Origin of the sequence: Sinorhizobium garamanticum, assembly GCF_029892065.1 — a bacterium.
Classification (GTDB): domain Bacteria; phylum Pseudomonadota; class Alphaproteobacteria; order Rhizobiales; family Rhizobiaceae; genus Sinorhizobium; species Sinorhizobium garamanticum.
Genome location: NZ_CP120374.1, coordinates 1,462,285 through 1,485,081, shown reverse-complemented (window position 1 = coordinate 1,485,081; position 22,797 = coordinate 1,462,285). Strand labels below are relative to the sequence as shown.

General features: G+C 60.3%; 29 protein-coding genes and 1 pseudogene. 21 read left to right on the top strand and 9 right to left on the bottom strand.

The window, feature by feature from the left end; genetic code table 11:
- Positions 1 to 72 precede the first annotated feature (72 nt).
- The 9 genes from PZN02_RS26735 (at position 73) to PZN02_RS26695 (ending at position 8,575) form a co-directional block, all read left to right on the top strand.
- On the top strand, positions 73 to 1,209 hold the full coding sequence (locus tag PZN02_RS26735) for a metallophosphoesterase family protein (protein WP_280661975.1): 1,137 nt from the start codon (positions 73 to 75) through the stop codon (positions 1,207 to 1,209).
- A gap of 134 nt (positions 1,210 to 1,343) precedes the next feature.
- Complete coding sequence (locus tag PZN02_RS26730) at positions 1,344 to 1,814, top strand: c-type cytochrome (protein ID WP_280661974.1); 471 nt, start codon at positions 1,344 to 1,346, stop codon at positions 1,812 to 1,814.
- 135 nt (positions 1,815 to 1,949) lie between these two features.
- A complete protein-coding gene (locus PZN02_RS26725; protein WP_280661973.1) occupies positions 1,950 to 3,395 on the top strand; it encodes a cbb3-type cytochrome c oxidase subunit I in 1,446 nt (481 codons plus the stop codon).
- A complete protein-coding gene (locus PZN02_RS26720; protein WP_280661972.1) occupies positions 3,392 to 5,059 on the top strand; it encodes a cbb3-type cytochrome c oxidase subunit II in 1,668 nt (555 codons plus the stop codon). The genes PZN02_RS26725 and PZN02_RS26720 overlap by 4 nt, the downstream gene beginning before the upstream one ends.
- A 2-nt stretch (positions 5,060 to 5,061) precedes the next feature.
- Positions 5,062 to 5,256 carry a hypothetical protein gene (locus tag PZN02_RS26715; protein ID WP_280661971.1) on the top strand — a complete coding sequence of 65 codons (195 nt, stop codon included), beginning with the start codon at positions 5,062 to 5,064 and terminating at the stop codon, positions 5,254 to 5,256.
- Positions 5,210 to 5,416 carry a hypothetical protein gene (locus PZN02_RS26710; RefSeq protein ID WP_280661970.1) on the top strand — a complete coding sequence of 69 codons (207 nt, stop codon included), beginning with the start codon at positions 5,210 to 5,212 and terminating at the stop codon, positions 5,414 to 5,416. Before PZN02_RS26715 ends, PZN02_RS26710 begins: the two co-directional genes overlap by 47 nt.
- A gap of 131 nt (positions 5,417 to 5,547) precedes the next feature.
- On the top strand, positions 5,548 to 5,670 hold the full coding sequence (locus PZN02_RS26705) for a hypothetical protein (RefSeq protein WP_280661969.1): 123 nt from the start codon (positions 5,548 to 5,550) through the stop codon (positions 5,668 to 5,670).
- 23 nt (positions 5,671 to 5,693) lie between these two features.
- Complete coding sequence (locus tag PZN02_RS26700) at positions 5,694 to 6,404, top strand: sulfite exporter TauE/SafE family protein (RefSeq protein WP_280661968.1); 711 nt, start codon at positions 5,694 to 5,696, stop codon at positions 6,402 to 6,404.
- Positions 6,401 to 8,575 (top strand): heavy metal translocating P-type ATPase, encoded by a 2,175-nt coding sequence (locus PZN02_RS26695; protein WP_280661967.1) that lies wholly within the window; start codon positions 6,401 to 6,403, stop codon positions 8,573 to 8,575. Before PZN02_RS26700 ends, PZN02_RS26695 begins: the two co-directional genes overlap by 4 nt.
- Here the strand turns inward: PZN02_RS26695 and PZN02_RS26690 are convergent.
- The 4 genes from PZN02_RS26690 to PZN02_RS26675 are packed head-to-tail and all read right to left on the bottom strand — an operon-like array spanning position 8,518 to position 10,955.
- Complete coding sequence (locus PZN02_RS26690) at positions 8,518 to 9,792, bottom strand: NAD(P)/FAD-dependent oxidoreductase (RefSeq protein ID WP_280661966.1); 1,275 nt, start codon at positions 9,790 to 9,792, stop codon at positions 8,518 to 8,520. The genes PZN02_RS26695 and PZN02_RS26690 overlap by 58 nt on opposite strands.
- Positions 9,789 to 10,160: a c-type cytochrome gene (locus PZN02_RS26685; protein ID WP_280661965.1), complete on the bottom strand. Its 372-nt coding sequence runs from the start codon at positions 10,158 to 10,160 to the stop codon at positions 9,789 to 9,791. The genes PZN02_RS26690 and PZN02_RS26685 overlap by 4 nt, the downstream gene beginning before the upstream one ends.
- 1 nt (position 10,161) lies before the next feature.
- Complete coding sequence (gene soxZ / locus PZN02_RS26680; protein ID WP_280661964.1) at positions 10,162 to 10,488, bottom strand: thiosulfate oxidation carrier complex protein SoxZ; 327 nt, start codon at positions 10,486 to 10,488, stop codon at positions 10,162 to 10,164.
- Between the two features lie 20 nt (positions 10,489 to 10,508).
- Positions 10,509 to 10,955, bottom strand: coding sequence for a thiosulfate oxidation carrier protein SoxY (locus tag PZN02_RS26675; RefSeq protein WP_280661963.1), 447 nt, complete (start codon positions 10,953 to 10,955; stop codon positions 10,509 to 10,511).
- A 509-nt stretch (positions 10,956 to 11,464) separates the two neighbouring features.
- Here PZN02_RS26675 and PZN02_RS26670 point away from each other — a divergent pair.
- Positions 11,465 to 11,614, top strand: a complete 150-nt coding sequence (locus PZN02_RS26670; protein ID WP_280661962.1) for a hypothetical protein — start codon at positions 11,465 to 11,467, stop codon at positions 11,612 to 11,614.
- Between the two features lie 161 nt (positions 11,615 to 11,775).
- The gene (locus PZN02_RS26665; RefSeq protein ID WP_280661961.1) at positions 11,776 to 12,171 is read left to right on the top strand and encodes a hypothetical protein; all 396 of its coding nucleotides are present in this window, start codon (positions 11,776 to 11,778) and stop codon (positions 12,169 to 12,171) included.
- Positions 12,172 to 12,352: 181 nt separating this feature from the next.
- Here PZN02_RS26665 and PZN02_RS26660 read toward each other — a convergent pair whose 3' ends face one another.
- Positions 12,353 to 12,514, bottom strand: a complete 162-nt coding sequence (locus tag PZN02_RS26660) for a Thivi_2564 family membrane protein (protein WP_280661960.1) — start codon at positions 12,512 to 12,514, stop codon at positions 12,353 to 12,355.
- 543 nt (positions 12,515 to 13,057) lie between these two features.
- On the opposite strand from PZN02_RS26660, the pseudogene PZN02_RS32285 reads away from it, so the two are divergent.
- The 7 genes and pseudogenes from PZN02_RS32285 to PZN02_RS26630 all read left to right on the top strand — a co-directional run.
- Positions 13,058 to 13,168, top strand: a pseudogene (locus PZN02_RS32285) (phage holin family protein); the annotation flags it as partial.
- Positions 13,169 to 14,646: 1,478 nt separating this feature from the next.
- Positions 14,647 to 14,874, top strand: a complete 228-nt coding sequence (locus PZN02_RS26655; RefSeq protein WP_425336313.1) for a co-chaperone GroES — start codon at positions 14,647 to 14,649, stop codon at positions 14,872 to 14,874.
- A gap of 132 nt (positions 14,875 to 15,006) precedes the next feature.
- On the top strand, positions 15,007 to 16,641 hold the full coding sequence (groL, locus tag PZN02_RS26650; RefSeq protein WP_280661959.1) for a chaperonin GroEL: 1,635 nt from the start codon (positions 15,007 to 15,009) through the stop codon (positions 16,639 to 16,641).
- 440 nt (positions 16,642 to 17,081) lie between these two features.
- Complete coding sequence (locus PZN02_RS26645) at positions 17,082 to 17,432, top strand: hypothetical protein (RefSeq protein WP_280661958.1); 351 nt, start codon at positions 17,082 to 17,084, stop codon at positions 17,430 to 17,432.
- Positions 17,433 to 17,468: 36 nt separating this feature from the next.
- Complete coding sequence (locus PZN02_RS26640) at positions 17,469 to 17,726, top strand: hypothetical protein (protein ID WP_280661957.1); 258 nt, start codon at positions 17,469 to 17,471, stop codon at positions 17,724 to 17,726.
- A gap of 252 nt (positions 17,727 to 17,978) precedes the next feature.
- Positions 17,979 to 18,254, top strand: a complete 276-nt coding sequence (locus PZN02_RS26635; RefSeq protein ID WP_280661956.1) for a DUF1488 family protein — start codon at positions 17,979 to 17,981, stop codon at positions 18,252 to 18,254.
- Positions 18,255 to 18,265: 11 nt separating this feature from the next.
- The gene (locus PZN02_RS26630; RefSeq protein ID WP_280661955.1) at positions 18,266 to 19,078 is read left to right on the top strand and encodes a transglutaminase-like domain-containing protein; all 813 of its coding nucleotides are present in this window, start codon (positions 18,266 to 18,268) and stop codon (positions 19,076 to 19,078) included.
- Positions 19,079 to 19,483: 405 nt separating this feature from the next.
- Here PZN02_RS26630 and PZN02_RS26625 read toward each other — a convergent pair whose 3' ends face one another.
- The 4 genes from PZN02_RS26625 to PZN02_RS26610 form a co-directional block, all read right to left on the bottom strand.
- Positions 19,484 to 19,678 (bottom strand): SLC13 family permease, encoded by a 195-nt coding sequence (locus PZN02_RS26625; protein WP_280661954.1) that lies wholly within the window; start codon positions 19,676 to 19,678, stop codon positions 19,484 to 19,486.
- Between the two features lie 40 nt (positions 19,679 to 19,718).
- Positions 19,719 to 19,907 (bottom strand): SLC13 family permease, encoded by a 189-nt coding sequence (locus tag PZN02_RS26620; protein ID WP_280661953.1) that lies wholly within the window; start codon positions 19,905 to 19,907, stop codon positions 19,719 to 19,721.
- 224 nt (positions 19,908 to 20,131) lie between these two features.
- Positions 20,132 to 20,254 (bottom strand): hypothetical protein, encoded by a 123-nt coding sequence (locus PZN02_RS26615; RefSeq protein ID WP_280661952.1) that lies wholly within the window; start codon positions 20,252 to 20,254, stop codon positions 20,132 to 20,134.
- 58 nt (positions 20,255 to 20,312) lie between these two features.
- A complete protein-coding gene (locus PZN02_RS26610) occupies positions 20,313 to 20,654 on the bottom strand; it encodes a hypothetical protein (RefSeq protein WP_280661951.1) in 342 nt (113 codons plus the stop codon).
- 515 nt (positions 20,655 to 21,169) lie between these two features.
- Between PZN02_RS26610 and PZN02_RS26605 the strand changes: the two genes are divergently transcribed.
- Genes PZN02_RS26605 through PZN02_RS26595 form a run of 3 tightly spaced genes read left to right on the top strand, consistent with a single transcriptional unit; the run spans position 21,170 to position 21,996 of the window.
- Positions 21,170 to 21,451, top strand: a complete 282-nt coding sequence (locus tag PZN02_RS26605; RefSeq protein ID WP_280661950.1) for a hypothetical protein — start codon at positions 21,170 to 21,172, stop codon at positions 21,449 to 21,451.
- 17 nt (positions 21,452 to 21,468) lie between these two features.
- Complete coding sequence (locus PZN02_RS26600) at positions 21,469 to 21,687, top strand: hypothetical protein (RefSeq protein WP_280661949.1); 219 nt, start codon at positions 21,469 to 21,471, stop codon at positions 21,685 to 21,687.
- Positions 21,688 to 21,735: 48 nt separating this feature from the next.
- A complete protein-coding gene (locus PZN02_RS26595; RefSeq protein ID WP_280661948.1) occupies positions 21,736 to 21,996 on the top strand; it encodes a hypothetical protein in 261 nt (86 codons plus the stop codon).
- Positions 21,997 to 22,797 lie beyond the last annotated feature (801 nt).

The following is a 22,797-nucleotide window of genomic DNA, read 5'->3' as shown; positions in this document are numbered from 1 at the left end:
CCACGACGTGGCCCGCGCCATGTCTGCCTCTGCAGGGCCGAGCTCTTCTTTCGGCCGAGAGGAGGAAACGTCATGTCTGACGAACTTGATCGCATTCGTCGCGAAATGCATTCCGTATTGCAGCCCGAAGGGGTGCGCCCCGACGACACCCTGAAAATCACCCGCCGCACATTCATTCACGGATCGCTCATCTTCGGCGCAGCCACTGTCGGCCAGACCTTCGCATGGTGGCCGCTGCTTAACACGCTCGACATCGCCCATGCTGCGGAAGCGCCGTTCAAATTTGCCTGGATCTCCGATACCCATCTCTATCCGAGGTCGCTGAACACGCGCTTCGTCGACAAGGTCATACGGGCGGCTTCAGAGGTCCAGGCGATGGATCCGCCGGCCGATTTCCTGATCTTCGGCGGTGACCTCGCCCAGCTTGGGAAGATCGAGGAGCTCGAGCTCGGCGTCGACCTCCTGAAGGAGATCACGATCCCGAAGCACTACATCCCGGGCGAGCACGACTGGTACCTCGACATGGGCAAGAAATGGGGCGAGCTCTTTGGCCAGCCCAACTGGACCTTCGATCACAAGGGCGTGCGCTTCATCGGCCTCGACACCGTCAGCCGTGGTCCGGACTACTGGACGGCAAAGAACATGACGCCCGAAGAGCGCATGGGCCATATGGCGACGCTCGACGGTACGGTCGCCGGACCATGGGCCGGTGTCGGTCGCGACCAGCTCGACTGGGTGGAGAAAACGCTGGCCGATTGGGACAAGAACCGGCCTGTGATCATCTTCAGCCACAATCCGCTCTACGAATATTACCCGCCGTGGAATTTCTGGGTGCGCGATTGGCGTGAGGTGCATGAGGTGCTGAAGCCCTACACCAAGGTCACCAATATTCACGGCCATGTCCACCAAGTACTCTACAACGAGATCGGCACCTTGCGGTCGATCGGCATGCTGGCGACCTCCTGGCCATGGCCCTATGCGCCGGAAGGCGTGCCGAAACTGACCAAGCCAATGATCCGTGTCGATCCCGGCGATCCCTTTGACGGGGTCGGCTGGGAAAAGATCGATGTCGCCGCCACCGACGAGGTCAAAACGGAATATATCATGTGGGGCCGCAAGGAGGTCTTCGTGCAATCGGCCGCGGATCACGACAAACATGTCTCGGAAATCATCCGTCCAAGGATCGCCGACAATATGTGGCCGTACTAGTGCCGCCGCATTCCAGGGCGGGACGAATAAGACAGGAAGACCGAGCCCCGCTCTGACTTATGGGAATCGATCGCGCTCATGATTTTGGAGCGATCCGATCCAAGATCGTCGCGGTCTTTAGCGGAGGAATGGTCATGACAACCCGCTCGAAGTTCCGCTTGCCATTGCGGCGTTTCGCCATACTTGGGGGGATCGCCATCGCCGCCGTCGTCCCAGGATCGACAAGCGCCCACAAGGATCCGGTGACGCCGGAGCTGTTGAAGGCCTACGAGGCAGTATTCATGGAACAGGTGAGGAAGGGTGACCTTCTCTTCCATGGTGACCAGAGGACGGCCGAGGAGATGGGCGTCGCCGACGACCTTTCGAAAACCGGCATGGCCTGCGCGATGTGCCATCCGATGGCGTCGGACACGCATCCACAATCCTTCCCGAAATTCCAGGCGCAGATGGCCAAGTTCGCGACCCTGCGCGACATGATCAACTGGTGCATCGAGAAGCCGAACCAGGGCGTGAAGATCGATCCGGAATCGGAGGCGATGAAGGCACTTGAAGCGTACATCACCTGGTCGAACACCGGCTCGGTGCTGCAGCCGGGCAAATTCTAAAGCCGCCCGCGCGCCTGATCGACCCGCGGTGTGAAACGATTTTGACGCAGGGCGGCGTGCCTTGCGCCATGAACTGAAGGTGCGAGCGCCACGCCTGGCCCGAGCAAGGGCCGGCGGAAGCAGGGAGGACATGTCTTGGCGGAAACGGGCACCGTGCTGCGTGGCAAATTCTCGGGCGTCGACCTGGACGCTCTCGTCGAGTGGCAGGCCGTACGCACCTGGCTCTATTGGGGCATGTTCTGGCTGATGGTAACGCCCTCGATCGGCGTCGCGATCTCGGGCCTCTTCACCTTTCCGGACTATCTCGGCACCGAGAATATCGAGCTGACCTTCGGCCGGTTGCGCCCGGTGCATGTCAACGGCGTCATCTTCGGCGCCTTCTCCGCACTCTTCTTCGGCGAATGCTACTATCTGGTTCCCCGGCTTTGCGGTGTTGAAGTCCCCTGGGCGCGGCTGGGTGCGCCGCTGGCCTGGCTCTGGAATCTTGCGCTGGCCGCAGCTCTCATCTCGCTTCCCCTCGGCGAGAATCACGGGCTAGAGGCTGGGGAGCTTCCGCTCTTCGCCGAGATTCCGCTGTTCATTGTCGTGGCGACCACTACGCTGCAGTTCCTCATGGCCATCGCGCGGCGGCTGGAGCCACCGCTCTACGTCGCGCTCTGGTACCTGATCGGCGCCTTCATCTGGACGACGATGAACCTCATCCTCGGCAGCTTCATCCTGCCCTACACCATCAACGGCATCAACAGCGCAGCCTTCCACGGCCTTTACATCCACTATATCGTCGGCCTATGGATCACGCCCGCCGGCTATGTGCTGATCTACTATTTCCTGCCGATCAGCGCCGGAAATCCGCTCTTTTCTCACAAGCTCTCGCTGGTCGGATTCTGGTCGCTCGCGCTCTTCTATCCGTTCGTCGGCATCCATCATTACCTCTTCAGCCCGATCGCCGACTGGGCCGAGACGATCGCCATCACCACCTCGATGCTGCTGATCATTCCCGTGTGGACGGTGCTCGTGAACTTCTTCGGCACGATGATGGGTAAGTGGCACGAATTCGGCCGAAACCTGCCCGCCAAGTTCCTGATCATGGGCTCGATCATGTATCTCATCGGATGCTTCCAGGGTTCGACCGAGGCGCTGCGCAGCATCCAGCAGCCGACCCATTTTACCGATTTCGTCATCTCGCACTCGCACCTCACCGTCTTCGGCACTTTCGTCGTCTGGGCGATGGGCGGCCTGATCTACGTGTGGCCGCGTGTCTGGGGCCGCGAGCTGTGGTCGTTTCGCATGGGGAACTGGTCGTTCTGGCTGATCACCGTCGGCATCTCCACCATGGGGCTGGTGCTAACGGCCGGCGGCCTCCAGCAGGGATTCCAATGGATGGCCGGCGCCGAATGGCTGGACACGGTGGTTCCGATGAAGCCCTACTGGTTCGTCCGCACCCTCTCCGGCATCAGCATGGATGTCGGCATGTCGCTGCTCGTCGTCAACCTGATGCTGACGACGCTCCTTGAGCCCGCCACCGAGAAACGGCCTGCCTTGCGGCCGGGCGCCGAGCCTGCCGGGGAGCCTGCCGAATGACTGCGCGTTTCGTAGCTCTGGTGGCAGGTATCGGGTTTTTCTTTCTCGCCGTGATCACGCAAGGGATCCTCCCCTTCTTCGAGCCATCGGCGCGGACGACGAGGGTGACCTCGGTCGTCAGGACCAGTCTTGGGCAACTCAAGTGGATGGTGACGGAGGCGACCGACTACACGCCGCTGCAAAAGGAAGGCCGCGCCGTCTATCTGCGCGAGGGCTGCTGGTATTGCCACTCGCAGTTCGTTCGCCCCGTTACGGGCGAGACGCGCCGTTGGGGTCCGGTGACCGAAGCCGGCGAATTTGCCTATGACGTCCCGCACCTTTTCGGCACGCGGCGCATCGGGCCGGACCTGATGCGGGTGGGGCTGAAGTTTGGCGACGAGTGGCACATTGCGCATTTCTGGGACCCGCGGATGCTGTCGCCAGATTCCATCATGGCGCCCTATCGCGACCTCTTCGACCGGTCGGCCAGCGGCGTCCGGATCGTCGACGACGGCGCGGGAGGGCGCACCCTGGAAAGGACTCCGGTCACCGAAGCGCTGTTCGACTTCGACAGCAAGACCCCGATCTCCCTGACGCCGAATGCGGACGGTCTGCTCTTTGTGCCGCTGGAGGCGCGTGAGAAGAAACCGGTGATCCTCATCCCCGGCGAGCAGTTCGGTGGCGACGTGGTCAACATCGCGGCCGAAACGCAGGAGCTTCACGCCCTCGTCGCCTACCTCCAGAAACTCGGCACGCAGCGCGGCAAATGGCGCGATCTGTTCGAGCCGCAGCAATTGGAAACGATCGATGTCACGCTGCCGCGTTCGGAGGAGTGGATCGGCTACGGCAAGACTGTCTACGAACGGCGCTGCGTCGGCTGCCACGGCGTCAAAGGCGACGGCAACGGGCCGGCGGCGACCTTCCTCTACAAGCAGCGGCCGCGCGATTTCAGCGCTGCGGTGTTCAAGTTCCGGCTGACGAAGGAACCGCTGCCGACCGATGGCGACCTGCTTCGGACGATCACGCGCGGCGTGCGCGGTACGGCCATGCCGGCCTGGCACGAATTGCCGATCAATGACCGCCTCGCCGTCATTCAGTACATCAAGCACGAGCTCGCCGTCGACCGCTCCGATCCGGCCGCGCCCTATGCCTTCTTCACCGAGGAGCCGCCCGGTCCGCCGCTGATCATCGGCAGGCCGCCGGAGCCTTCGGCCAAATTGCTCACCCGCGGCGCCGAGATCTGGCAGCAGGCGAAATGCTGGGAATGCCACGGCCAGCGCGGCAAGGGCGATGGCCAGAAGGCACCGGGTCTCAAGGACGACCTCGGCTTCCCGATCATCCCGGCCGACCTCACCAGCGGCCAGTTCAAGTCGGGATCGACGGTGGAGGACATATACCGAACAATCTCGACGGGTATGAGCGGCACGCCCATGCCCTCCTATCGAAACGCTTTCCCGGACGAGGATCGCTGGGCGCTTTCATTCTACATCCTCTCGCTTTCCGCCTATCGGGACCCGCTCACGCTCGAACCGCTGAACATAACCGAATCCGACCGTAAAGCGCTCGACGAGCTCACTTTGCAAGCCGCCACCCCGGACAAGGCCTACGTTCCGAGAAGCGGGGCAACGGGCGGCGCTCGCGACGGCGGCGCAGCCGAGACGCGCCATGTCGCTGGGGGAGGCTGACAATGCCTGATTTCGAAATCACCGGTCCCTATGCCGGCGCACTGATGATGAGCCTCGGCGCCCTGTGCCTGTTCATCTGGGGGGTGTTCTCGGGCGCCTTGCGCAATACCGACGAGGCGTCGAGGCATTTCTACGAAAGGGAAATGGAAAATGACGAACGTTCACGCCACCGGTCCAGAGAGCACAAAGCCTCCTGACGAGCCGCACGACGACAAGGAGGAGTATGGCGGCGGGGCCATTGAAGGGCAACACGGCTATATCCCCGCCTGGCTGCTCGTCGTCTATTTCGTGCTCTTCGTCTGGGCACTCTACTACGCCTTTCAGTATTGGGGCGGGCTGGGGCCAGGAAGAATCTAGCAGGAGGGAAGGAACGAAAGATGTTGGCAGCCAGGATCATCCTCGCCGTAGCGGCGCTGAACCTGCTCTTTCTGCTCTCCGAACTGTCGCTCAACGTATATCTGAGCTATTTCGGTTGACGGGAGGGCATTATGCTTCCGGAAACGGCGTTCTCGTTCAGCGATGCCGGCGCGCTTCAGACCTTAGCTTTTGTGGGCGGCGCAGTCTTCCACATCGGCTTCTTCGTCTGGGTGGCCTATCTCGTCTGGAAATAGGCGGGCGGCCCGTGGGTATGGCCATGACTCCTTATCTCGTCTTGTTCATAGCTGGTTTCGCCGGGAGCTTCCACTGCATCGGCATGTGCGGAGGCTTTGCCTGTGCCCTCGGCCACGATCCGCGCGGGCCGACGGCGACGTTTGCGCGACACTTTCTTTATAACAGCGGCCGCCTCACCAGTTACTGTTTCCTGGGTGTCGCCGCGGGCGCCTTGGGGCAGGTCATTTGTACGTCCGCCGGCCCCTCCACGCCAGTTCTGGGCGGCTCCGTGGATCTCGCCCAGCGCCTGCTGGCGATCGTTGCCGGTCTCCTCATGGTCACGATCGGTTTGCAGTTCTTCGGCCTCCTCAAGGGCTTTCATCCTTTCGCCCTCGGCATCGGCGGCAGCTCGTTTGCCAGCGCCCTTCGCCGGGTGCTGAAGGCGCCCGGACGCGGCGCGCCGCTCGCTTTCGGTGTCTTCAACGGACTCCTGCCCTGCCCGCTCGTCTATGCCTTCCTTGCGCAGGCGGCGAGTACAGCGGGCGCGCTGCCCGGTCTCCTCACGATGCTAGCCTTCGGGCTCGGCACCTTTCCGGCCATGTTCATGTTGGGCGGCCTCGGCAGCGCGATCGGCCCCCCATGGCGACTGCGCGGCGTCCGAATCGCCGGCCTGTTCATCCTGCTGCTGGGGCTCGTGACTCTCGGCCGCGGCGTGCTGCCAATTGGCCTGCTGCACGGAGAGCACCTCGTATGAGCGAGCGCGAGACCAGCCTCTGCAGCCATTGCCTGCTACCGGCTGGCCGGCGGCCCGTGCGGCATAGGCTCGATGGCGAGGAGCACACCTTCTGCTGTTACGGCTGCCGGATCGCCTTCGATGTCAGGCACGGCAGAGGTGAAGAATCGGAGGCGGCATGGCTCCTTGTCCGCATCGGCGTCGGCGCCTTCCTCTCCATGAACATCATGCTGCTGAGCCTCCTCGTCTACACGGGCACCTTCGCCGGAGCGGACGCCTATGTCCTTCCCTGGGTCCACGCGCTCATGTGGCTGTTCGCCACGCCGGCGGTGGTGTTCCTCGGCGGACCATTCCTGGGCGAGGCCCTGCGCGGCGCCATGGAAGGGCGGCTGACCTCGGCAGCGCTGATCGTCATCGGGGTTGCGGCGGCCTATCTTTACTCCGCCTTCGCGGTCCTCGAAGGCAGCACCCATGTCTATTTCGACACCTCCTCGATGGTGCTGATGCTGTTCACGCTCGGCCGCTATCTCGAAGCCGAAAGCCGGGCCAAGGCCGCGCGCGACCTTGAACCGCTTCTCGCGGCGGAAAACGCGACCGCGACAATCGTCGCCGATGGCGTCGAGACCCGGCGGCCGGTACGCGACGTCGCTCCGGACATGCTGGTGCGGGTGCGCCCGGGCGAACTGATCCCCGTCGACGGCATCATCGCCGAGGGCGAGGCCAACGTCGATGAGGCCATGATCACTGGCGAAAGCCGGCCGGTTGCAAAAGCGCCCGGCATGCCGGTCATCGCCGGCAGCATCAATTTCGATGGCCCGCTGCTTGTCCGATGCAGTGGCGCGGGTGCCGATACGCGCTGGGGCCATATCTGCCGGTCGGTTCGGGACACCCTATCTCACCGAAGTTCGACCCAGCGCATCGCCGACCGGATCGTCAGCATCTCCGTGCCACTTGTCCTGGCTCTGAGCGGCTTGACGATCGCCTACTGGGCGCAATCAGAACCCTTCGACCGGGCGCTCCTCATCGGGCTTGCCGTTCTCGTCGTCGCCTGCCCCTGCGCCGTCGGGCTTGCTGCTCCGCTTGCAACCACGCTCGGGATCGGTCGGCTCGCACGCCGCGGCTGCCTTCTTCGCGAGCCAGAGCTTTTGGAAACGCTCGCAACGTTGCGAGGCGTTGCCTTCGATAAGACCGGCACCTTGACCACCGGCAGCCCGCATGTGACGGCCATCCATACCGACGGCGCGGGCCTCGATGAAGTGCTGTCCTATTCGAGCGGTCTTGAACGGCATTCCGAACATGCGCTGGCGAAGGCCGTCAGAATAGCCGCAGCTGAGCGCGGTGTTCGTCCACTCGAAGCGCAGGCTGTTCGCGCCATTCCCGGCCGCGGTATCCGCGGCACGGTGGGCGACGCGCCAGCGGCCGTCGGCAGCGCCGCCTTGATGCGCGATCTCGGATGGCCGCTTTCGCTCAAGTTGCGCGAGCGCGCCCGCGGATCCGAGGCCGACGGCCGGTCGCTGGTCCATGTCGGCTGGGATGGGCGCGTCCGTGCCGTGCTCGCGCTTGACGACGTGCCGCGCCCGGAAGCGCGCACGGCAGTCGAGGCGCTGCAGAGCCGCGGCCTTTATGCCGTCCTCCTGACAGGCGACGGGACAGGACCCGCCCGGGACATCGCTACGGCAGTCGGCATAGATGAAATCGAAGCCGGCCTGTCGGCGGAAGCCAAGCGGGAGGTGCTGGCGCATATCCGCGGAAGCCGCGGCCCGGTGGCGATGGTCGGTGACGGCCTCAATGACGGTCCGGTCCTCGCGGATGCCGATGTCGGCATTGCGGTCGGCTCCGCCACGGATCTTGCCCGAGAGGCCGCCGCCCTCACCCTGCCCGATGGCGGGTTCTGGATGCTGCCGTGGGTGATCGACATCGCCCGCGCCGTCCGGCGAACCATTCTCACCAATCTTCTTTGGGCCTTCGGCTACAATCTCGTCGCACTGACGGCCGCAGCGCTCGGCTTGCTGCAACCGATCCTCGCCGCCGTCGTCATGGCGGGCTCGAGTCTTCTTGTCGTTATGAATTCCTTGAGGCTCGCGCGCGTGCCCGATCCCGAACCGGCAGACCTTGCCGGTAGGAGGTCATTCCATCAGGACACGCCGCCGAACACGTCCGCCGTGAAGGCCGAATACCAACCGACCGCCTGATGGGCGAGTCGGCGACGAACCTCCGCGCTCTCGCCTACCTTGCTGATGAACGTCTTGACAGTCTTTATCTTTCCGTCCTTGGGCGCGAAGGTGATGGCATTGGTAAAGGCATCGTCAGGTGCGAGAAACGTGTAGCAAGAGTTGAAGAGATGCGGCGGAAAACGGGGCGACCCGGTGAGCGCTGCCGCGATAGCGAAGGCGCAGGCCTTGGCCTGGCTGTTGGCGGAGAAAGCGGATTTCGGCATGTCACCGCCGATGATCGCGTCCCCAACCACATGGATGCCGCGCTGCAGCGTCGACTCGAACGTCAACGGATCGACCGGACACCAGCCCGTGGCATCGGTAAGGCCGCTCCGTTCGGCGATTAAGCCGGCCTTCTGCGGCGGGATGACATTGGCGACGGCTGCGTTGAAGGTCTCACCTTCCGTCACGACCGAACGGGTCGCCGCATCGACAGCCTTGGTCTTTCCAATGAACTGCACCGGCAACCATTCGATCATGCCCGGATAGTGGCGCGACCAGGCGTCCTGAAACAGTTCCTGCCCCGAAAAGCGGTCCTTCGCATCGAGGATCAGAACCTTCGACCGCGGCTTGAATTGCTTGAAATAGTAAGCAACGAGCGACGCCCGTTCATAAGGGGCCGGCGGACAACGGAATGGATTGGCAGGGGCCGCGATAATGAACAGGCCACCATCCTCCATGCTCTCTAGCTGCCTTCGCAGCAATTCGCTCTGGGGTCCGGCAACCCAGGCATGCGGCATGATTTCAGCCGCCGCCTCGTCATAGCCGCCGATCTCGCCGAGTTTGAAAGCGATACCCGGGGCGACCACAAGCCGGTCAAAGCTGACCCTCGCCCCGTCCTGAAGCACGACAGTCCCCGCCGTCGGGTCAATCGCCACCGCCCTCATGCGGATGAAGGTAATACGGTGACGCTCGGCCAGCGACTGAAGATCGAAGGTCAGCGAGGCGAGCGAGCGAAATCCGGCGAGGTAGAGATTGCTGAAAAAGCACGTTACGTGAGTGGGGTTCGGCTCGATGAGAGTTACATCGATCGTCTCCAGGCCGGCAAGGTAGCGGGCAACCGTCGCACCGCCGATGCCGCCACCGACCACGCCAACCTTCGGCCGGCCCTGGCCCTGCGCAATCTGCGGCGCAGCCGCCGCCACCAGAGCTCCTGCGGCCAGCCCTCCGGTCTGGCGTCGTGTCCAGCCGGTCATCGCTGCCTCCCGGCGTGGGCCCTGTCGGCGAGATAGCGTGCCACGGCCGCCAGTTCGTCGTCTCCGAGCGACAGCGCGACGGCATGCATCACATGGCTCGGGCTTTCGCTTGCCCGAAAGGCATGCATGCGCTTCACGATCGTCTGTTCGTCGAGTGTCGTAAGCGACGGAATGCCCTGCCCCCGCCCGACCGGATCATGGCAGGAGGCGCAGGTGGCGGCGATCTGGGCGCCCTGGCTCGTATCCGCCGCGGCCGAGACTCCCGGAACAAGAAGAAACGCGGAGAGCAAAACACCGGGGAGGTATCGACTTTCGGTTGCGACGCCCCCCGCAAGCAAGACGATGGCGGCCACCGGTTCCGCTGTCATTTCAGGCGACCATCATGTCGTGAGAGAGTGAATAGGTGGCGCCGCCGTCCTCCTCCCAGATGAATTCGAGCCGGGCGCTCTCTGTTGCGCGGAGATGAAACTCGAAGAACGGATTGGCCGAAACGGCCTCGTGCAGGTCGACGCGGAAGACCTCGATGCCGCCATAGCGGCAAACGAAGCGGTTGATGATCTTCCGCGGGATCGTCACGCCGCTGGAATCGGTGCGCAGTCCCGTCTCCATCTGATGCTGGATGATGGCCTTGACCGCGAAGACCTCGTTTCGCGCTACCGAGCCCGGCACCATCACGCGGGGTATGGGGGCGGTCATGCCTACCTCCTTGCGCAATTTCAGAGACAGCCATTGCTGGCGACGGCCACCCAAGCCTTCGCCGTCAGCAGGCTGCCATCACTCATCTCGGCAAGCGCCACGACATGTTGCGGGGCGGCAAGCCGAATGCGGGTCGAGACGCGGGGGAGGCTGCGCCGCGGAACGAAATGAAACTGCACCACTTCGACAAGCGGGTTTTTGGGAGCAAACACGCGCACGGACTTGACGTGGTCGGCCTCCGTCATTGGACTGTCGACCGAGATGTCCATGGGAACCGTGTAGCCGGTCGAGAATTCCGCCGGCATCATCAGCTTCAGCCGGTCCGAAGGCGTCGCCTTTCGCCCGATCCATTGTTCGACGAAGTCGTCGACCTCGTCAGCCGCTCGCGCAGGCCTCGGACACAAGGCCAACACCCACGCGAAGGTTCCGATCGTCCCCGTGAGCATGTGGCGGCGCGTCAAGCTCATGATCCCATCTCCGGCGCCCGGCGGGATAGTGTCCTCGATCCATGGAAGGATCGCCACCATTCCTGGAAAAGAGTACACCCAGTCCCCCTTTCCGTAAATCATTCACGATACGAGCCGGAACGCCCCAGGAGAGGCACGCCCGGAGGTCGTTCCAAACGATAGATTATGCGATCTTTTTAGCACGAAACAGGAACATCCGGCTGGTTCTCGCCGCCCAGAGCCGGCGCGTCCTGGACGCTCTAGGCGCGGTGAGGAAGGTGAAGAATCGACCCTGTGCGGTCATCCGCGATGAACGCAGAGAACGGCTCAGTCGAGCCCATATCCGGACATTCGTCCCCTGAGAGCGGCGGCCGACTTTGCGGCTGTAGCAAGCAGGTGCGCCCGTGAGGCACCTCTAGTTCCACCACACGGGCAGCACGAACGTCGGTCATCGCGCGAGCAGCGACACTTTCCGACCGCAGCGAGTACCGCTCCGGCAGAAAGCCTACGCCTCCTCAGGAATGCGCGCGATGACCTTGATCTCGAAATCGAAACCACCAAAGCAAAAAGAAGAAAAAGAGCAGCAAGAGCGGGCCGGTGCCCAAGCGCGCTGCCATGCATTGACCGATTGGAGGCGTGTCGACGCGACCTTCCTCACTTATTCCTGGGCTGCCACTTGAGCTCATTTCATCCTCGACTTGACATTATATTTGAGAACCGAGGCGCCGCGATTCTCATGATTAAGTGCCCAAGATGACCGAAACGGCGGCATTCTTACAATTTGGTGCCAAGCGAGACCAGGAACATTGAGACGTAGGTAGCGTTAAGATTAAGAGACTTCATGCACTGGGAGGTGATGATGAGAAAGCACTCCCGCAAGATATCGCCTGAGGTGCGCGCGGCGATCAGCGCGTTTCTGAGCGCATGTCAGAAAGAAGCCCGGCCATTTGCGACTTCTGAAGCCCTTGGCGCAGTGCGGCGCGTTTTCCCTGATCTGGATATTTCAGACCCAGACCTCATGGATGCCATAATCAGCGAAGCATCCGTGGCGGGTTTCGATGTAGACACCCCGGATCCTGCTTCCGCGGCGCGGATGAGGGATTCGCTTGAAGAATGGGACAATGAAGGCGGCGCAGTCGATAAACCGCCGCGCAGGGAAACTGGCAGGAGTGGCGATGACACGGATGGCAGGAGGCGGCGGGCAAAAGCGACCAAGGACCGGCACGAGTTGCACTAGCACGGCTCTAGCGAGCCGGCTCAGCAGTTTGACAATGAGCCTTTTGCGAATTTCAAGCCCGGCGGGCGGTATGTTAACGCCTTCGCCCAATCCGCACCGCAAAGACGGGAAAAGCTGGCTGAGAGCAACTCCCGGCCGGTGGCATCGGCTGAGTCAAGTAGTGGTAAGCCCCGCGCACTGATCAGAATACGTCCAGCGAGCTGAGCAACGAGACTATGCCGACGACTACAACGACGATCTGAGCCATCTGCTTCATCGTCGAGTCAATCGGAAGTTTTTGCACGAGGTACAGCATCAGGGCGATTCCAAGGACCGTGATCAGGATGCTGATTATGATGGACATGCCCCAGATCCCTTTGAAGGAGCCGCCTTCCGGCAGTGAAGGTGCAAATATGGCTGAGTTCTATAAAGGGAAGGGCGGCGTGCGACACGCTCGCGCCGGTCCATCGGCGCGGGATAAGCATCCCATCCGCTTCCCCCTATGACCTCATCGCAACCGGACCCGATGCCGACGTGATTGTCGCGCTGAACCGAGGGAATTGCCGCGACATCAGAAGTCGATTTAAGCGACCGGCCGCTCAGCGGCTGGCGCCAAGATCGTCAAGCATTACCCGCCGAGCCGCCTTCCGGTCGCACATGCTCTTCAATGCCCGCACGGGAAGTCAGGCGCGGTAGATGCTGGCGCAGCTCTCGGAGCGTGACCCCGACCGTGGGCGTATAGAAGACCGCGGGAGCGGGGCCTCCGCGGCGTAGACCTTGAAGTCGGATTCATCGCGTGGCCCCCATTCGAGCAGCATTGGTTTCGGCGATATCCCATCGCGCGTAGTGCCGTTGGGGGGACAGGGTCTCGCGGACGCCGAGCAATGAGGGTGCAGGCAACGGTGGGGATGAGCCTGTGTCGACCGGCTTGATCGCAGCGCTTGCCTATCTCGGGCCGAGCGGCTCGGAGGTGCTGTTCATGCGGTGGTTCGGAGCGAAGGTTGAGAGGGAAGGCTGATGGGGGCGAGGCATGATGCGCCGCCCATCGTATGTCACGACTGGCCCTCTCTTAGCCTCTCATGAAGCTGGTGCGAGGAACGAGTCCCGGATTGGTAAAGGTAAAAAGATCCGGCTTGCGAGGTTCTCCGCGCGGTCGCCTCGCCGTGGCCAATCCCTGCGCATGAGTTCGTCGTCAAAGACCGCAGCTGCACCAGTTGAGCAGGATACATGGGTGATCGAGTGTTTGGAAATTTAAGGTCAAGCATCGTGCTCTCCCTCACCGGGGCGAAAGGGCGACCATCTTCCGGCCATCGGCGCCCGTGTCACTAGCCGATGATGAATCTAGTTTACGCTTAACTGGCGGGAGCGCGAGTCATTAGATGAGGCCCGCTGTTCGTGGCAATACGCTCGGAGCGATCAATCGTCGGCGGCGACCCTGAGTGGGAACTGACACAGTGAAGCGGTTGCTGATGCTATCTACAGCGCCGCGCATCTTTTCAGACGCACAAAGATCACTGTAACCTCCTGAAGTGCTGCATATTTTTCTTTAAATCGGATCTCGAATAGAGAAACATGCAGTAGGATGAGAAAAAGACACGAATTGTTTTCAGACACCCCTCAAATAGTACTGGACAGACGCGGAATATTCGTCAATGGTTACTCGCTAATAATACTGATGTCTCGAATTTAAAGATCGATTTAGAGCGGGGCCCGCCAATGAACAGCGGGCTCTCTTTGTGACAAATTGTTTACCAGAAAACGCCGTAGAATGTGACGTACACTATCAGTCCGAGCGCTATTGAAAGCGATGATCGGATCATGAAGTCAATAAACCTGAACTGATATCCGAAGCTTCCGACATATGATTTCATAATTTCTCCCAGTCCTATTTTTATTACGACGAATTATTGGGACGTCGACCCTGCTGCGCGCCTCCCCCAACAATGAAGGCGAAAGGGCTTGATCCGTTCATGTGCGAGCAAGTGCGTCGCACGGGGCAAACATACTGCCTCCTTCCTGGGCGAATGTAGCTAGTGGGATTCCAAAACTGGCCGGCAACCGGTTTGGCGCCAATGCAGCGCGAACAGCTACCCCGGTTCCTTCGTTTTCTCCTCGCAGGCAAGAAGCATATTGCTCCGCATTTGAGAATCTGAAGGGGATCGATGATCAATGGGTTCGGCGGGTGGAAAGCCTCTGCCGAAGCGAAATGCCAAGCTAGCTTAAGAACGATGTCCAATCTCTATCAGGTGATTAAGGCTTTACTAAGATTTTTTGGGGACAAATTCTTAGATAACGAAATAAAAATGCATGAAGTGCAATATAATATCTGTATATGTGTCTTAGAACTCACGACGGCCTTGATCAGAATTATTGACTTATATTTTCCAACAATTTTCCTTGTAAAATAATATTTCTTGGCATTCCTATCAATCGAGTGCCAAAGGTGCTATGTAAGGATTGCAGTCGCCCTATGCGCCGGCCGCAGAAAGAATCTCTATGAAATTCCGTCCACTTCATGACCGCGTCGTCATCCGGCGCGCGGAAGGCGATCTCAAATCCAAGGACGGGATGATCATTCCCGACATTGCCAAGGAAAGCCGCAGGAAGGCGAAGAGATCGCCGTTGGTTCAGGCAACGCGTAATGAAGGCGGCAAGCTGATCCCGCTCGACGTTAAGGCCGGTGATACGATCCTGTTCGGCAAATGGTCCGGCACCGATGTCTAGATCGGCGGCGAGGAACTGATCATGAACGAGGCCGACATCATGGGCATCGCCGAAAAGACCGTCGCGGCCAAGAAAGCTGCCTGACGGTCGATTTCCGACCCCGCAATCTCAAGACTGAACTGGACGAACATAATGTCTGCCAAGGAAATCAAATTCTCCACTGATGCGCGCGAACGCATGCTGCGCGGTGTCGAGTTGCTCAACAACGCCGTCAAGGTGACGCTGGGTCCCAAGGGCCGCAACGTCGTCATCGACAAGGCCTATGGCGCGCCGCGCATCACCAAGGACGGCGTCGCCGTTGCCAAGGAAATCGAGCTGGCCGACAAGTTCGAGAACATGGGCGCGCAGATGGTGCGCGAGGTGGCCTCTAAGACCAACGACCTCGCCGGTGACGGCACCACGACGGCGACCGTGCTCGCTGCCTCCATCCTGCGCGAAGGCGCCAAGCTCGTCGCCGCCGGCATGAACCCGATGGATCTCAAGCGTGGCATCGACCTTGGTGTCGCTGCTGTCGTCAAGGAAATCCAGGCGCGCGCCACGGCGGTCAAGTCCTCGGGCGAGATTGCCCAAGTCGGCACCATCGCCGCCAACGGCGACGCGACAGTCGGCGAGATGATCGCCAAGGCGATGGACAAGGTCGGCAATGAAGGCGCCATCACCGTCGAGGAAGCCAAGACGGCCGAGACCGAACTCGACATTGTCGAGGGCATGCAATTCGACCGCGGCTATCTCTCGCCCTATTTCGTCACCAATGCCGAGAAGATGCGCGTGGAGCTGGAGGACCCCTACATCCTCATCCACGAAAAGAAGCTTGGCAATTTGCAAGCGATGCTGCCGATACTCGAGGCGGTCGTGCAGAGCGGCAAACCGTTGCTGATCCTCTCCGAGGATGTCGAGGGCGAGGTTCTGGCGACGCTGGTCGTAAACAAGTTGCGCGGTGGCCTGAAGGTCGCGGTCGTCAAGGCGCCGGGCTTCGGCGACCGCCGCAGGGCCATACTGGAAGATATTGCCGTCCTCACGGCCGGCCAGATGATCTCCGAGGATCTCGGCATCAAGCTCGAGAACGTCATGCTCGACATGCTCGGCCACGCCAAGCGCGTGCTGATCGAGAAGGACACCACCACGATCATCGACGGCTCCGGCGATAAAGCGACCATCCAGGCGCGCATCCAGCAGATAAAGGCACAGATCGAGGAGACGACCTCCGACTATGACAAGGAAAAGCTGCAGGAACGCCAGGCGAAACTCGCCGGCGGCGTCGCGGTAATCCGCGTCGGCGGTGCGACCGAAATCGAGGTCAAGGAAAAGAAGGACCGTATCGACGATGCGCTGAACGCCACGCGTGCCGCGGCTGAGGAAGGCATTGTTCCTGGCGGTGGTGTTGCCCTGTTGCGCGCCAGGTCGGCCCTGGTCGGACTGACCGGAGCGAATGCGGACGTCACGGCGGGCATCTCGATCGTGCTCAGGGCGCTTGAAGCCCCGATCCGGCAGATCGCCGAGAACGCCGGTGTCGAAGGCACGATCGTCGTGGGAAAACTCACCGACAGCAGGGATTACAACCAGGGCTTTGACGCGCAGACGGAGACCTATGTCGATATGATCAAAGCCGGCATCGTCGATCCGGCAAAGGTCGTGCGGACCGCTTTGCAGGACGCAGGCTCAATCGCGGCACTTCTGATCACTGCCGAAGCGATGATCGCCGACATCCCCTCAAGAGAATCTGTCCGGCCGGCCGGTAACGGCGGCATGGGCGGGATGGGATACTGAGAACAGTGCCTGAACGGCGTTGGTGCATGGATGACCTTGTTTAAAACCAGTGTGAGCCCCACTTATAAGAAGCTCGTTGATTTGGCTGCACTGGCCAATTTGGCTTCGCGGCGTCAGAGGACCCGCCATTCACCACCAACTTTGATGCGAATGCCATACGCCGATCGGACGCCTAGTGTCGCTTCGTTCGAACCTGGCCCGGACACGAGCGCTGATCGCGGATCGTTTCGGTTGGGATGACGGAGGATGCGGGGCCGCCTCGTGTGTTTCTGCGGAGGGCCGCCATGACCCGCCGCACTGCGCAGACGCCTCCGATGTGCCGGGCAACGTCTCGGTGCCTTCATCCATATGCCCGCGGGGCATGCAAGGTCGACGCAATACATGATGCCGATCAATCCGGCTGATCTCGAAGCCGCACTCCAAAAGGACTACAAGCAATCATGACCGCTACAAACATTCTGCAACGCAACGGCCGTCTGACCCGCCGCGACGCAGCAGCAGCAACACATCTCTTTACCATCGGTCAGGCTGTTCGGCTGAAGGGCGGGTATCGTAGATCGGCTTTGCCGGCGGACATCTATCATATCACCGGCACGCTCCCGCCGAGCGGCGGTTCGCCGCAATATCGAAACGACGACGAGCGTCATGAGCGGGTGATGACGCAGGACACGCTCGAACCGGTGCACATGTCGTCCGCCGATGAAGGCGCCACTCTCATCGAAAAGACGTTCGGCAACCAGATCAAGCCCGCTGCGAACGGCAGCGCCTCGCTCGACAAGGGCAAGAACTGACAGTTACGACCCTTCTGTCCAACAGAGAGGATGGCGATGAAAATCGTGATTGCTTTCTACCGTATTCGGGATGCGGACGACGCGCATGCGATCGTCGGGCGCGAAACCGCGGAAGCTGCCGATCTCGACGAGGCGATAGAGATTACGCTGGAGCTTTTGAGGACGCTCGCCATGCCGCAGCGTCCGGACGGCGTGACCATCACCGACGGTGATGGGAGCACGATCCACTCAAGCAGGCTCGACACCATCGAAAATCTTATGAAAGGCCACCACCATGAACGCCCACTGCAATGAAATTGAAGCCCGGCGACATGCACTTGCGATCAGCATCTGGGAAAATGAAGGTGGGACGTCAGCACCCGAGCTAATGGATCATCAATATGGCCGCCACATTGAAACGGATCGCCCCTGGAGGATCTACCACGTGTCCATAGGCGCACCGTCGCGTGTCGACGACAACCTTCGCTATATAGAGCGGCGTATAAAGCGGATCAGCTTATCGGCACGAGCGCAGCTCGTGTCGCGCGAAACAGAGGCTCGCTGAGGATGACGCTGTTATTTCCGAATGCGAGCCGCAGCCTCGATGAAAAGCGAAACGCCGTCCGTTTCATCGGCCATGACGGTATGTTCGAGGTGCGGTTCTTCGTCGAGGCCGAGGCGCTGGTGATAGCGGATCCCGAATTGGGCAGGTCGGAAATCTCGGAATCGAAGCTCCTTTCTGCTTTCGACGCGTTGCGCATGTCCATCTACGATGTCGCACGCAAGGCCTATTCCGGTGGCCGCCGCGATTTCTACACACTGACCGCCGCCGATTTCCGCTAGGATGCATCCAGATGCTGATCCGCTACGGCTATGAGATCACGCTGAACTTCCAGCAACCGGCCGCGTTGGTATGCCTGCTGTCGGTCCACGAGGACCGCGCGGCCGATATCCGGGTTCCTGAAACGATATTCACAGCGCCCGACGTGCCGACATCGACCTATCGCGATCTCTTTGGTAACCGATGCCGGCGGCTTGTCGCACCGGCGGGTGACCTGACGATATGGGGCGATGCCACGATCGAGGACGACGGCAAACCGGACAAAGTGCTGCCAGCCGCCCAGGAAGTCCCGGTGCCGGAGTTGCCGGACGATTGCCTCGCCTACCTCATGGGCAGCCGCTATTGCGAAACCGACCGTCTCAGCCAGAGCGCTTGGGACATGTTCGGCGCGGTCACGCCCGGTTGGGGTCGTGTGCAAGCGATCTGCGATTTCGTCCACGACCATATCCGGTTCGACTACATGCAGGCCCGGTCGACGCGGACGGCTTTCGAAGTCTTTCATGAGCGCGTTGGTGTCTGCCGCGACTTCGCGCATCTTGCGGTCACGCTTTGCCGCTGTCTCAACATTCCCGCACGCTATATCAACGGTCATCTCAGCGACATCGGCGTCCCGGTCGTCGACCCGATGGATTTCAGTGCCTGGATCGAGGTCTTCCTGGACGATGGATGGTATACGTTCGATCCGCGCAACAATACGCCGCGTGTCGGCAGGATCGTGGTTGCGCGCGGCCGTGACGCGGCCGATGTCCCCCTCATCAACTCGTTCGGGCCGCACGTCCTGAAGTCGTTCCGGGTGTGGACTTATGAGGTGCCGGCCTTGCAATAGCGAGCGGTCATGCCCCTCCGGTTCCAGACGCGCGCGCCTGATGCCTCGCTCCCGCGCTTGAGGGTCTCCTTCCAACAGAACGATATCGGCGTGACGAGGAACGACGTCCGGCCGTGGAATCAGGCGCTCGACCCGGTTGCGAACAAGGCCGGTGACAAGGACCTCCTCGTCCAACAAGGTCGACAGGTGACTGATCGACTTGCCGAGAACCGTCGACTTCGCAGTAATGCGTGCCTCTGTCATGTAGTGCTTGATGTTGAGCGCCTTCTCCCTTATCGGGACCGCCTCGCGTCCCCTCGGAAGCAGTCGGTAGCCAAACGCCAGAAAGACTACCCCCGCTGCGGCAAGCCCTATGCCGACAGGAGTGAACATGCTGAAAGGGCGGCCCGTCAGTTCCTTGCGCATTCAGGACACGACAATATTCGGCGACTTCCCAATGAGGGTCATGAGCCCGCCAAGCAATGAACCGAACGCCATTGGCATGAGAAAGGACGAAGGGGAAGCTTTCGACCGGCGCGCCATCTGAAATGCGACAGGGATCATCATCGCCAGCGCGCCGATGCTCTTGATGAAGATGGAGAGAACCGAGACGGTCGTCACGAGAATAGCAACCTGACCGTAACAGAGGTCATGCTAGGCATCACACGATGGAGGAATCCTCTATGACACCACTGCGCTCAATCGTGGCGCTTACGACAAGGGCGCTGGCTACAATGATGACAATGTCGTCCCCGAAGCCGGAGAGCGCTGCCTTGTGCGGCACGATGCCGGAGAAAACTGCGGCAAGCGACGCGAGAACCGCAATGAGGTCGCAGCGGAGCCGTCCCATATGAAAGCGACCATCAGGCCGATCAGAATGGCGAAGGCGAAAGCCTGAGCTTGTGTCATGGGAAAAGTCCCGACCAACTCCTCCGGATGCCAGGTCCATTTCACGCGCTTGGAAGAGCGAGTGGCGGGATGACTTGCCAGGTTCATTCAGCGGCGCGGCACCCCCGAACGTCCGTCCAAGATGCTTTCCAGCTTCGGAGAGCGGATGCGCGCATGGTCAGAAGACTACAGGATGCCTCCGAACAGGACCGAATAGACAATCACGGCAATCGCTAGAATGAAGGCAAGCGATGCGAACAGGCGCGTGAAATCGTAAGTATAGAACCGGGCTGGGAGGAGGTTTTTCATAGCGACCTCCTAATTTTCGTTCTGGTTGATCTGCCCACTGCGCGGCGTCCGCTGCGCTTCAGGATAGTGAGCGACTGCAGCTCGTGCTGACCTTGCCGAGGACGTCCGCTGGAACTTGGATATCGGCCATAATGCCTGCTACGAGTTCGTCGCGCTTTGCACGGTTGTCGTAGCCCTTAAACGTTGCGAGGTCGGTGCTGTTGGCAGTAGCCATTCGCCCTGCCGCAGTTGAACAAATGCCCGCAAGCGCATCCACTCTGGCCGTCTCTGCCGCCAGTGTGCTGGCAGTGGTGGTGGTAATCCATCCAGCATTGAAACCGATGGTCGGCGCGGCGATAAGCCCAACGACTAAACCAATCGCGTAGGGCTTTGTCCGTTCAAGAATTTGATCGAGTGTCATAATTTCATTCCCTCTAATCAGGTTGATTATCGGGATCGTCGCGAGCCCGCGCTCGGACCAGGAGCCAATGGCAATCCAGCTTTTTACAGTGAGCCTTAAGATAATTAATGTAAACTACCAATTCCGATACTTAATCAAATAATATTTTTCAACCGACGATCGCAGAGAAACTTGGCTGTAATTGAAAAATCTCGATTTATCAGCGCTCATATTTTACAGAATCCGAACATTGTTTTTAGCAAAAACGGATTTTACTAAAAAAATCATAGTAAAGCCGCATTCAAGGCACAGAGCGTTATGATCGTTTTTGGAGAACGCTTGGCTTTTTGCTTCATCAGAGGCAGTAGACCAAACTCAACAATCTCGATTCCGCATATCCAAGTGCGGGGGCCGCCGTTACGGGCTTGATCCAATGAGGCCGTAGCGACAGTAGCCGTCCGCGCTGCAATTGGAACGAGACGGCCCCATCCCAGCTGAATCTCGCGCCCCCGTACGCCACAGAAAAGGAGGGCAGCATGTTTGCCCGGACGACACATCGAACAGTCCATTTCGATCAACCATTCTGGATGCCAGACCTCGGTGAGATGGTGGCTCCTGGCGACTACCAAGTCGACGAGGACGAGGAGTTGATCGAAGGCATCTCCTGGCTCGCCTATCGCCGTGTGGCGACCCTTATCAAGCTACCAGCCACGGCCGACAACAATTACCGAATGCGTCTTGTAGCGATCGATCCCGAGGAACTTGAACGCCTGATAGCAGTCGATCGCCACGAAGATGTAATCTCGCCGTCACCCTAACCGTAAGGCAACATACAATGCGTCATCATCGATTTCCGATCGGTCTGTCAGTGCGTCTTAAAAATCGCGCATATATTTCACCCCGTGCGGCGGACACCTATCAGATCACAGCCAAACTCCCTTTAAGGGACAACTCACCCCAGTATCGCATCCGCAATGATGAACTCGGTCAAGAGCGAGTAAGCAACGAAGATAATCTGGAGCCGATTGAACGGGGCCTGACGTCCGATCACTGAGGAGCGTCGCCAGTCGCGGCGCAGCGACCGCCGCAAGGAGGGCTGCAGATGAAAAGCAAACACGAAGAACACGCGCTTGCCATCAGCGTATGGGAATCCGAGGGGCGCGCGCCGAACAGATCCGGACAGCTCGATCAGTATGGCCGCCGTTTCGACGGAGACGGAACCTATACGATCTATCACCTCTCCACGGGAGAGACTGCAGAGATAGGCCCCTGGAAGATGGAAGGGCTCAGTCCTAAAAATGCAGCGCGGGCGCTGCGTATTCTTAATACCCCTAAGCTGGCCGGCGGTCGCCTCCACCTGTGAAGAATCACGCAAGCTTGAGGATACAATCGAGCTCTTGAAGGGTATCGGACCGCGGCCCCCGTAGAAGCGGCAAGCCGTTTCCGTCCAGCGACGCCTCGCTCTAAAGGAGGCGAACTACGCCCAAGCCACCCAATGGCAAACCGGGCAGCCTGGCTTCAGGCATTTTGGTTCTTGGATGCGACACCCCGGCATTGACAGCTACATCAAGGAAACCAGCGGACTGATTGGCGACGGTCTCGGAGAAGAATCCGAGATGGATCGCACTTACATGGCGGATGATAAGCCGATGTGGTTCGCATCGAAGCAGGTCTCACCCGGAAAGTATGAGGTGAAATGGGTTTCGCCTGTCGAATTCACTGGGCCCATCCTGTCCTCAGCGATGTTCAAAGCGGTGACCGTTACCACCGAACAATGCGAGCGACAGATTTCAATCGAGGGTTTCGAAGCAGGCGAACAGATAGATCTTGTCAAGGGCCCACTACCGGCAAGTGCGCCGTCTGTCCAACAGATAGATCTCCCCGATCCCTCGGCCAGAATTCGCCCCATATTGAACAGATTCTCAAACGAACGGAGTGCATTCCTCACATTTAGATGCGTCGGCAGCAAACCGTTCAAATATGGCGCTGACTTTGTCTCCATCAGTGCGCGATATCCGATAGTGAAGTGGTGATCGCCGGCTTGTTTTCTGCCGCCATCATGCCGAGATGGGCGACCGGTACCCGCTCGGGAAGCACGCGCCACCCCTCCGCATAAAGCGATCTCAGAATTGCGCTCGCGGCAAGCAGGGAATCGGCGCGTCGA

What these genes read in the sequence shown, in the direction of transcription:
- PZN02_RS26600 (WP_280661949.1), top strand. Translation starts at nt 21,469, where the DNA reads ATGCGTCATCATCGATTTCCGATCGGTCTGTCAGTGCGTCTTAAAAAT.
- PZN02_RS26690 (WP_280661966.1), bottom strand. Translation starts at nt 9,792, where the DNA reads ATGACCGGCTGGACACGACGCCAGACCGGAGGGCTGGCCGCAGGAGCT.
- PZN02_RS26660 (WP_280661960.1), bottom strand. Translation starts at nt 12,514, where the DNA reads ATGTCCATCATAATCAGCATCCTGATCACGGTCCTTGGAATCGCCCTG.
- soxZ (WP_280661964.1), bottom strand. Translation starts at nt 10,488, where the DNA reads ATGACCGCCCCCATACCCCGCGTGATGGTGCCGGGCTCGGTAGCGCGA.
- PZN02_RS26670 (WP_280661962.1), top strand. Translation starts at nt 11,465, where the DNA reads ATGACCTTGATCTCGAAATCGAAACCACCAAAGCAAAAAGAAGAAAAA.
- PZN02_RS26695 (WP_280661967.1), top strand. Translation starts at nt 6,401, where the DNA reads ATGAGCGAGCGCGAGACCAGCCTCTGCAGCCATTGCCTGCTACCGGCT.
- PZN02_RS26715 (WP_280661971.1), top strand. Translation starts at nt 5,062, where the DNA reads ATGCCTGATTTCGAAATCACCGGTCCCTATGCCGGCGCACTGATGATG.
- PZN02_RS26610 (WP_280661951.1), bottom strand. Translation starts at nt 20,654, where the DNA reads ATGACACTCGATCAAATTCTTGAACGGACAAAGCCCTACGCGATTGGT.
- PZN02_RS26620 (WP_280661953.1), bottom strand. Translation starts at nt 19,907, where the DNA reads ATGGGACGGCTCCGCTGCGACCTCATTGCGGTTCTCGCGTCGCTTGCC.
- PZN02_RS26720 (WP_280661972.1), top strand. Translation starts at nt 3,392, where the DNA reads ATGACTGCGCGTTTCGTAGCTCTGGTGGCAGGTATCGGGTTTTTCTTT.
- PZN02_RS26735 (WP_280661975.1), top strand. Translation starts at nt 73, where the DNA reads ATGTCTGACGAACTTGATCGCATTCGTCGCGAAATGCATTCCGTATTG.
- PZN02_RS26675 (WP_280661963.1), bottom strand. Translation starts at nt 10,955, where the DNA reads ATGAGCTTGACGCGCCGCCACATGCTCACGGGGACGATCGGAACCTTC.
- PZN02_RS26700 (WP_280661968.1), top strand. Translation starts at nt 5,694, where the DNA reads ATGACTCCTTATCTCGTCTTGTTCATAGCTGGTTTCGCCGGGAGCTTC.
- PZN02_RS26705 (WP_280661969.1), top strand. Translation starts at nt 5,548, where the DNA reads ATGCTTCCGGAAACGGCGTTCTCGTTCAGCGATGCCGGCGCGCTTCAG.
- PZN02_RS26640 (WP_280661957.1), top strand. Translation starts at nt 17,469, where the DNA reads ATGAAAATCGTGATTGCTTTCTACCGTATTCGGGATGCGGACGACGCG.
- PZN02_RS26635 (WP_280661956.1), top strand. Translation starts at nt 17,979, where the DNA reads ATGACGCTGTTATTTCCGAATGCGAGCCGCAGCCTCGATGAAAAGCGA.
- groL (WP_280661959.1), top strand. Translation starts at nt 15,007, where the DNA reads ATGTCTGCCAAGGAAATCAAATTCTCCACTGATGCGCGCGAACGCATG.
- PZN02_RS26595 (WP_280661948.1), top strand. Translation starts at nt 21,736, where the DNA reads ATGAAAAGCAAACACGAAGAACACGCGCTTGCCATCAGCGTATGGGAA.
- PZN02_RS26630 (WP_280661955.1), top strand. Translation starts at nt 18,266, where the DNA reads ATGCTGATCCGCTACGGCTATGAGATCACGCTGAACTTCCAGCAACCG.
- PZN02_RS26685 (WP_280661965.1), bottom strand. Translation starts at nt 10,160, where the DNA reads ATGACAGCGGAACCGGTGGCCGCCATCGTCTTGCTTGCGGGGGGCGTC.
- PZN02_RS26665 (WP_280661961.1), top strand. Translation starts at nt 11,776, where the DNA reads ATGCACTGGGAGGTGATGATGAGAAAGCACTCCCGCAAGATATCGCCT.
- PZN02_RS26645 (WP_280661958.1), top strand. Translation starts at nt 17,082, where the DNA reads ATGACCGCTACAAACATTCTGCAACGCAACGGCCGTCTGACCCGCCGC.
- PZN02_RS26710 (WP_280661970.1), top strand. Translation starts at nt 5,210, where the DNA reads ATGACGAACGTTCACGCCACCGGTCCAGAGAGCACAAAGCCTCCTGAC.
- PZN02_RS26615 (WP_280661952.1), bottom strand. Translation starts at nt 20,254, where the DNA reads ATGAAAAACCTCCTCCCAGCCCGGTTCTATACTTACGATTTCACGCGC.
- PZN02_RS26605 (WP_280661950.1), top strand. Translation starts at nt 21,170, where the DNA reads ATGTTTGCCCGGACGACACATCGAACAGTCCATTTCGATCAACCATTC.
- PZN02_RS26655 (WP_425336313.1), top strand. Translation starts at nt 14,647, where the DNA reads ATGAAATTCCGTCCACTTCATGACCGCGTCGTCATCCGGCGCGCGGAA.
- PZN02_RS26730 (WP_280661974.1), top strand. Translation starts at nt 1,344, where the DNA reads ATGACAACCCGCTCGAAGTTCCGCTTGCCATTGCGGCGTTTCGCCATA.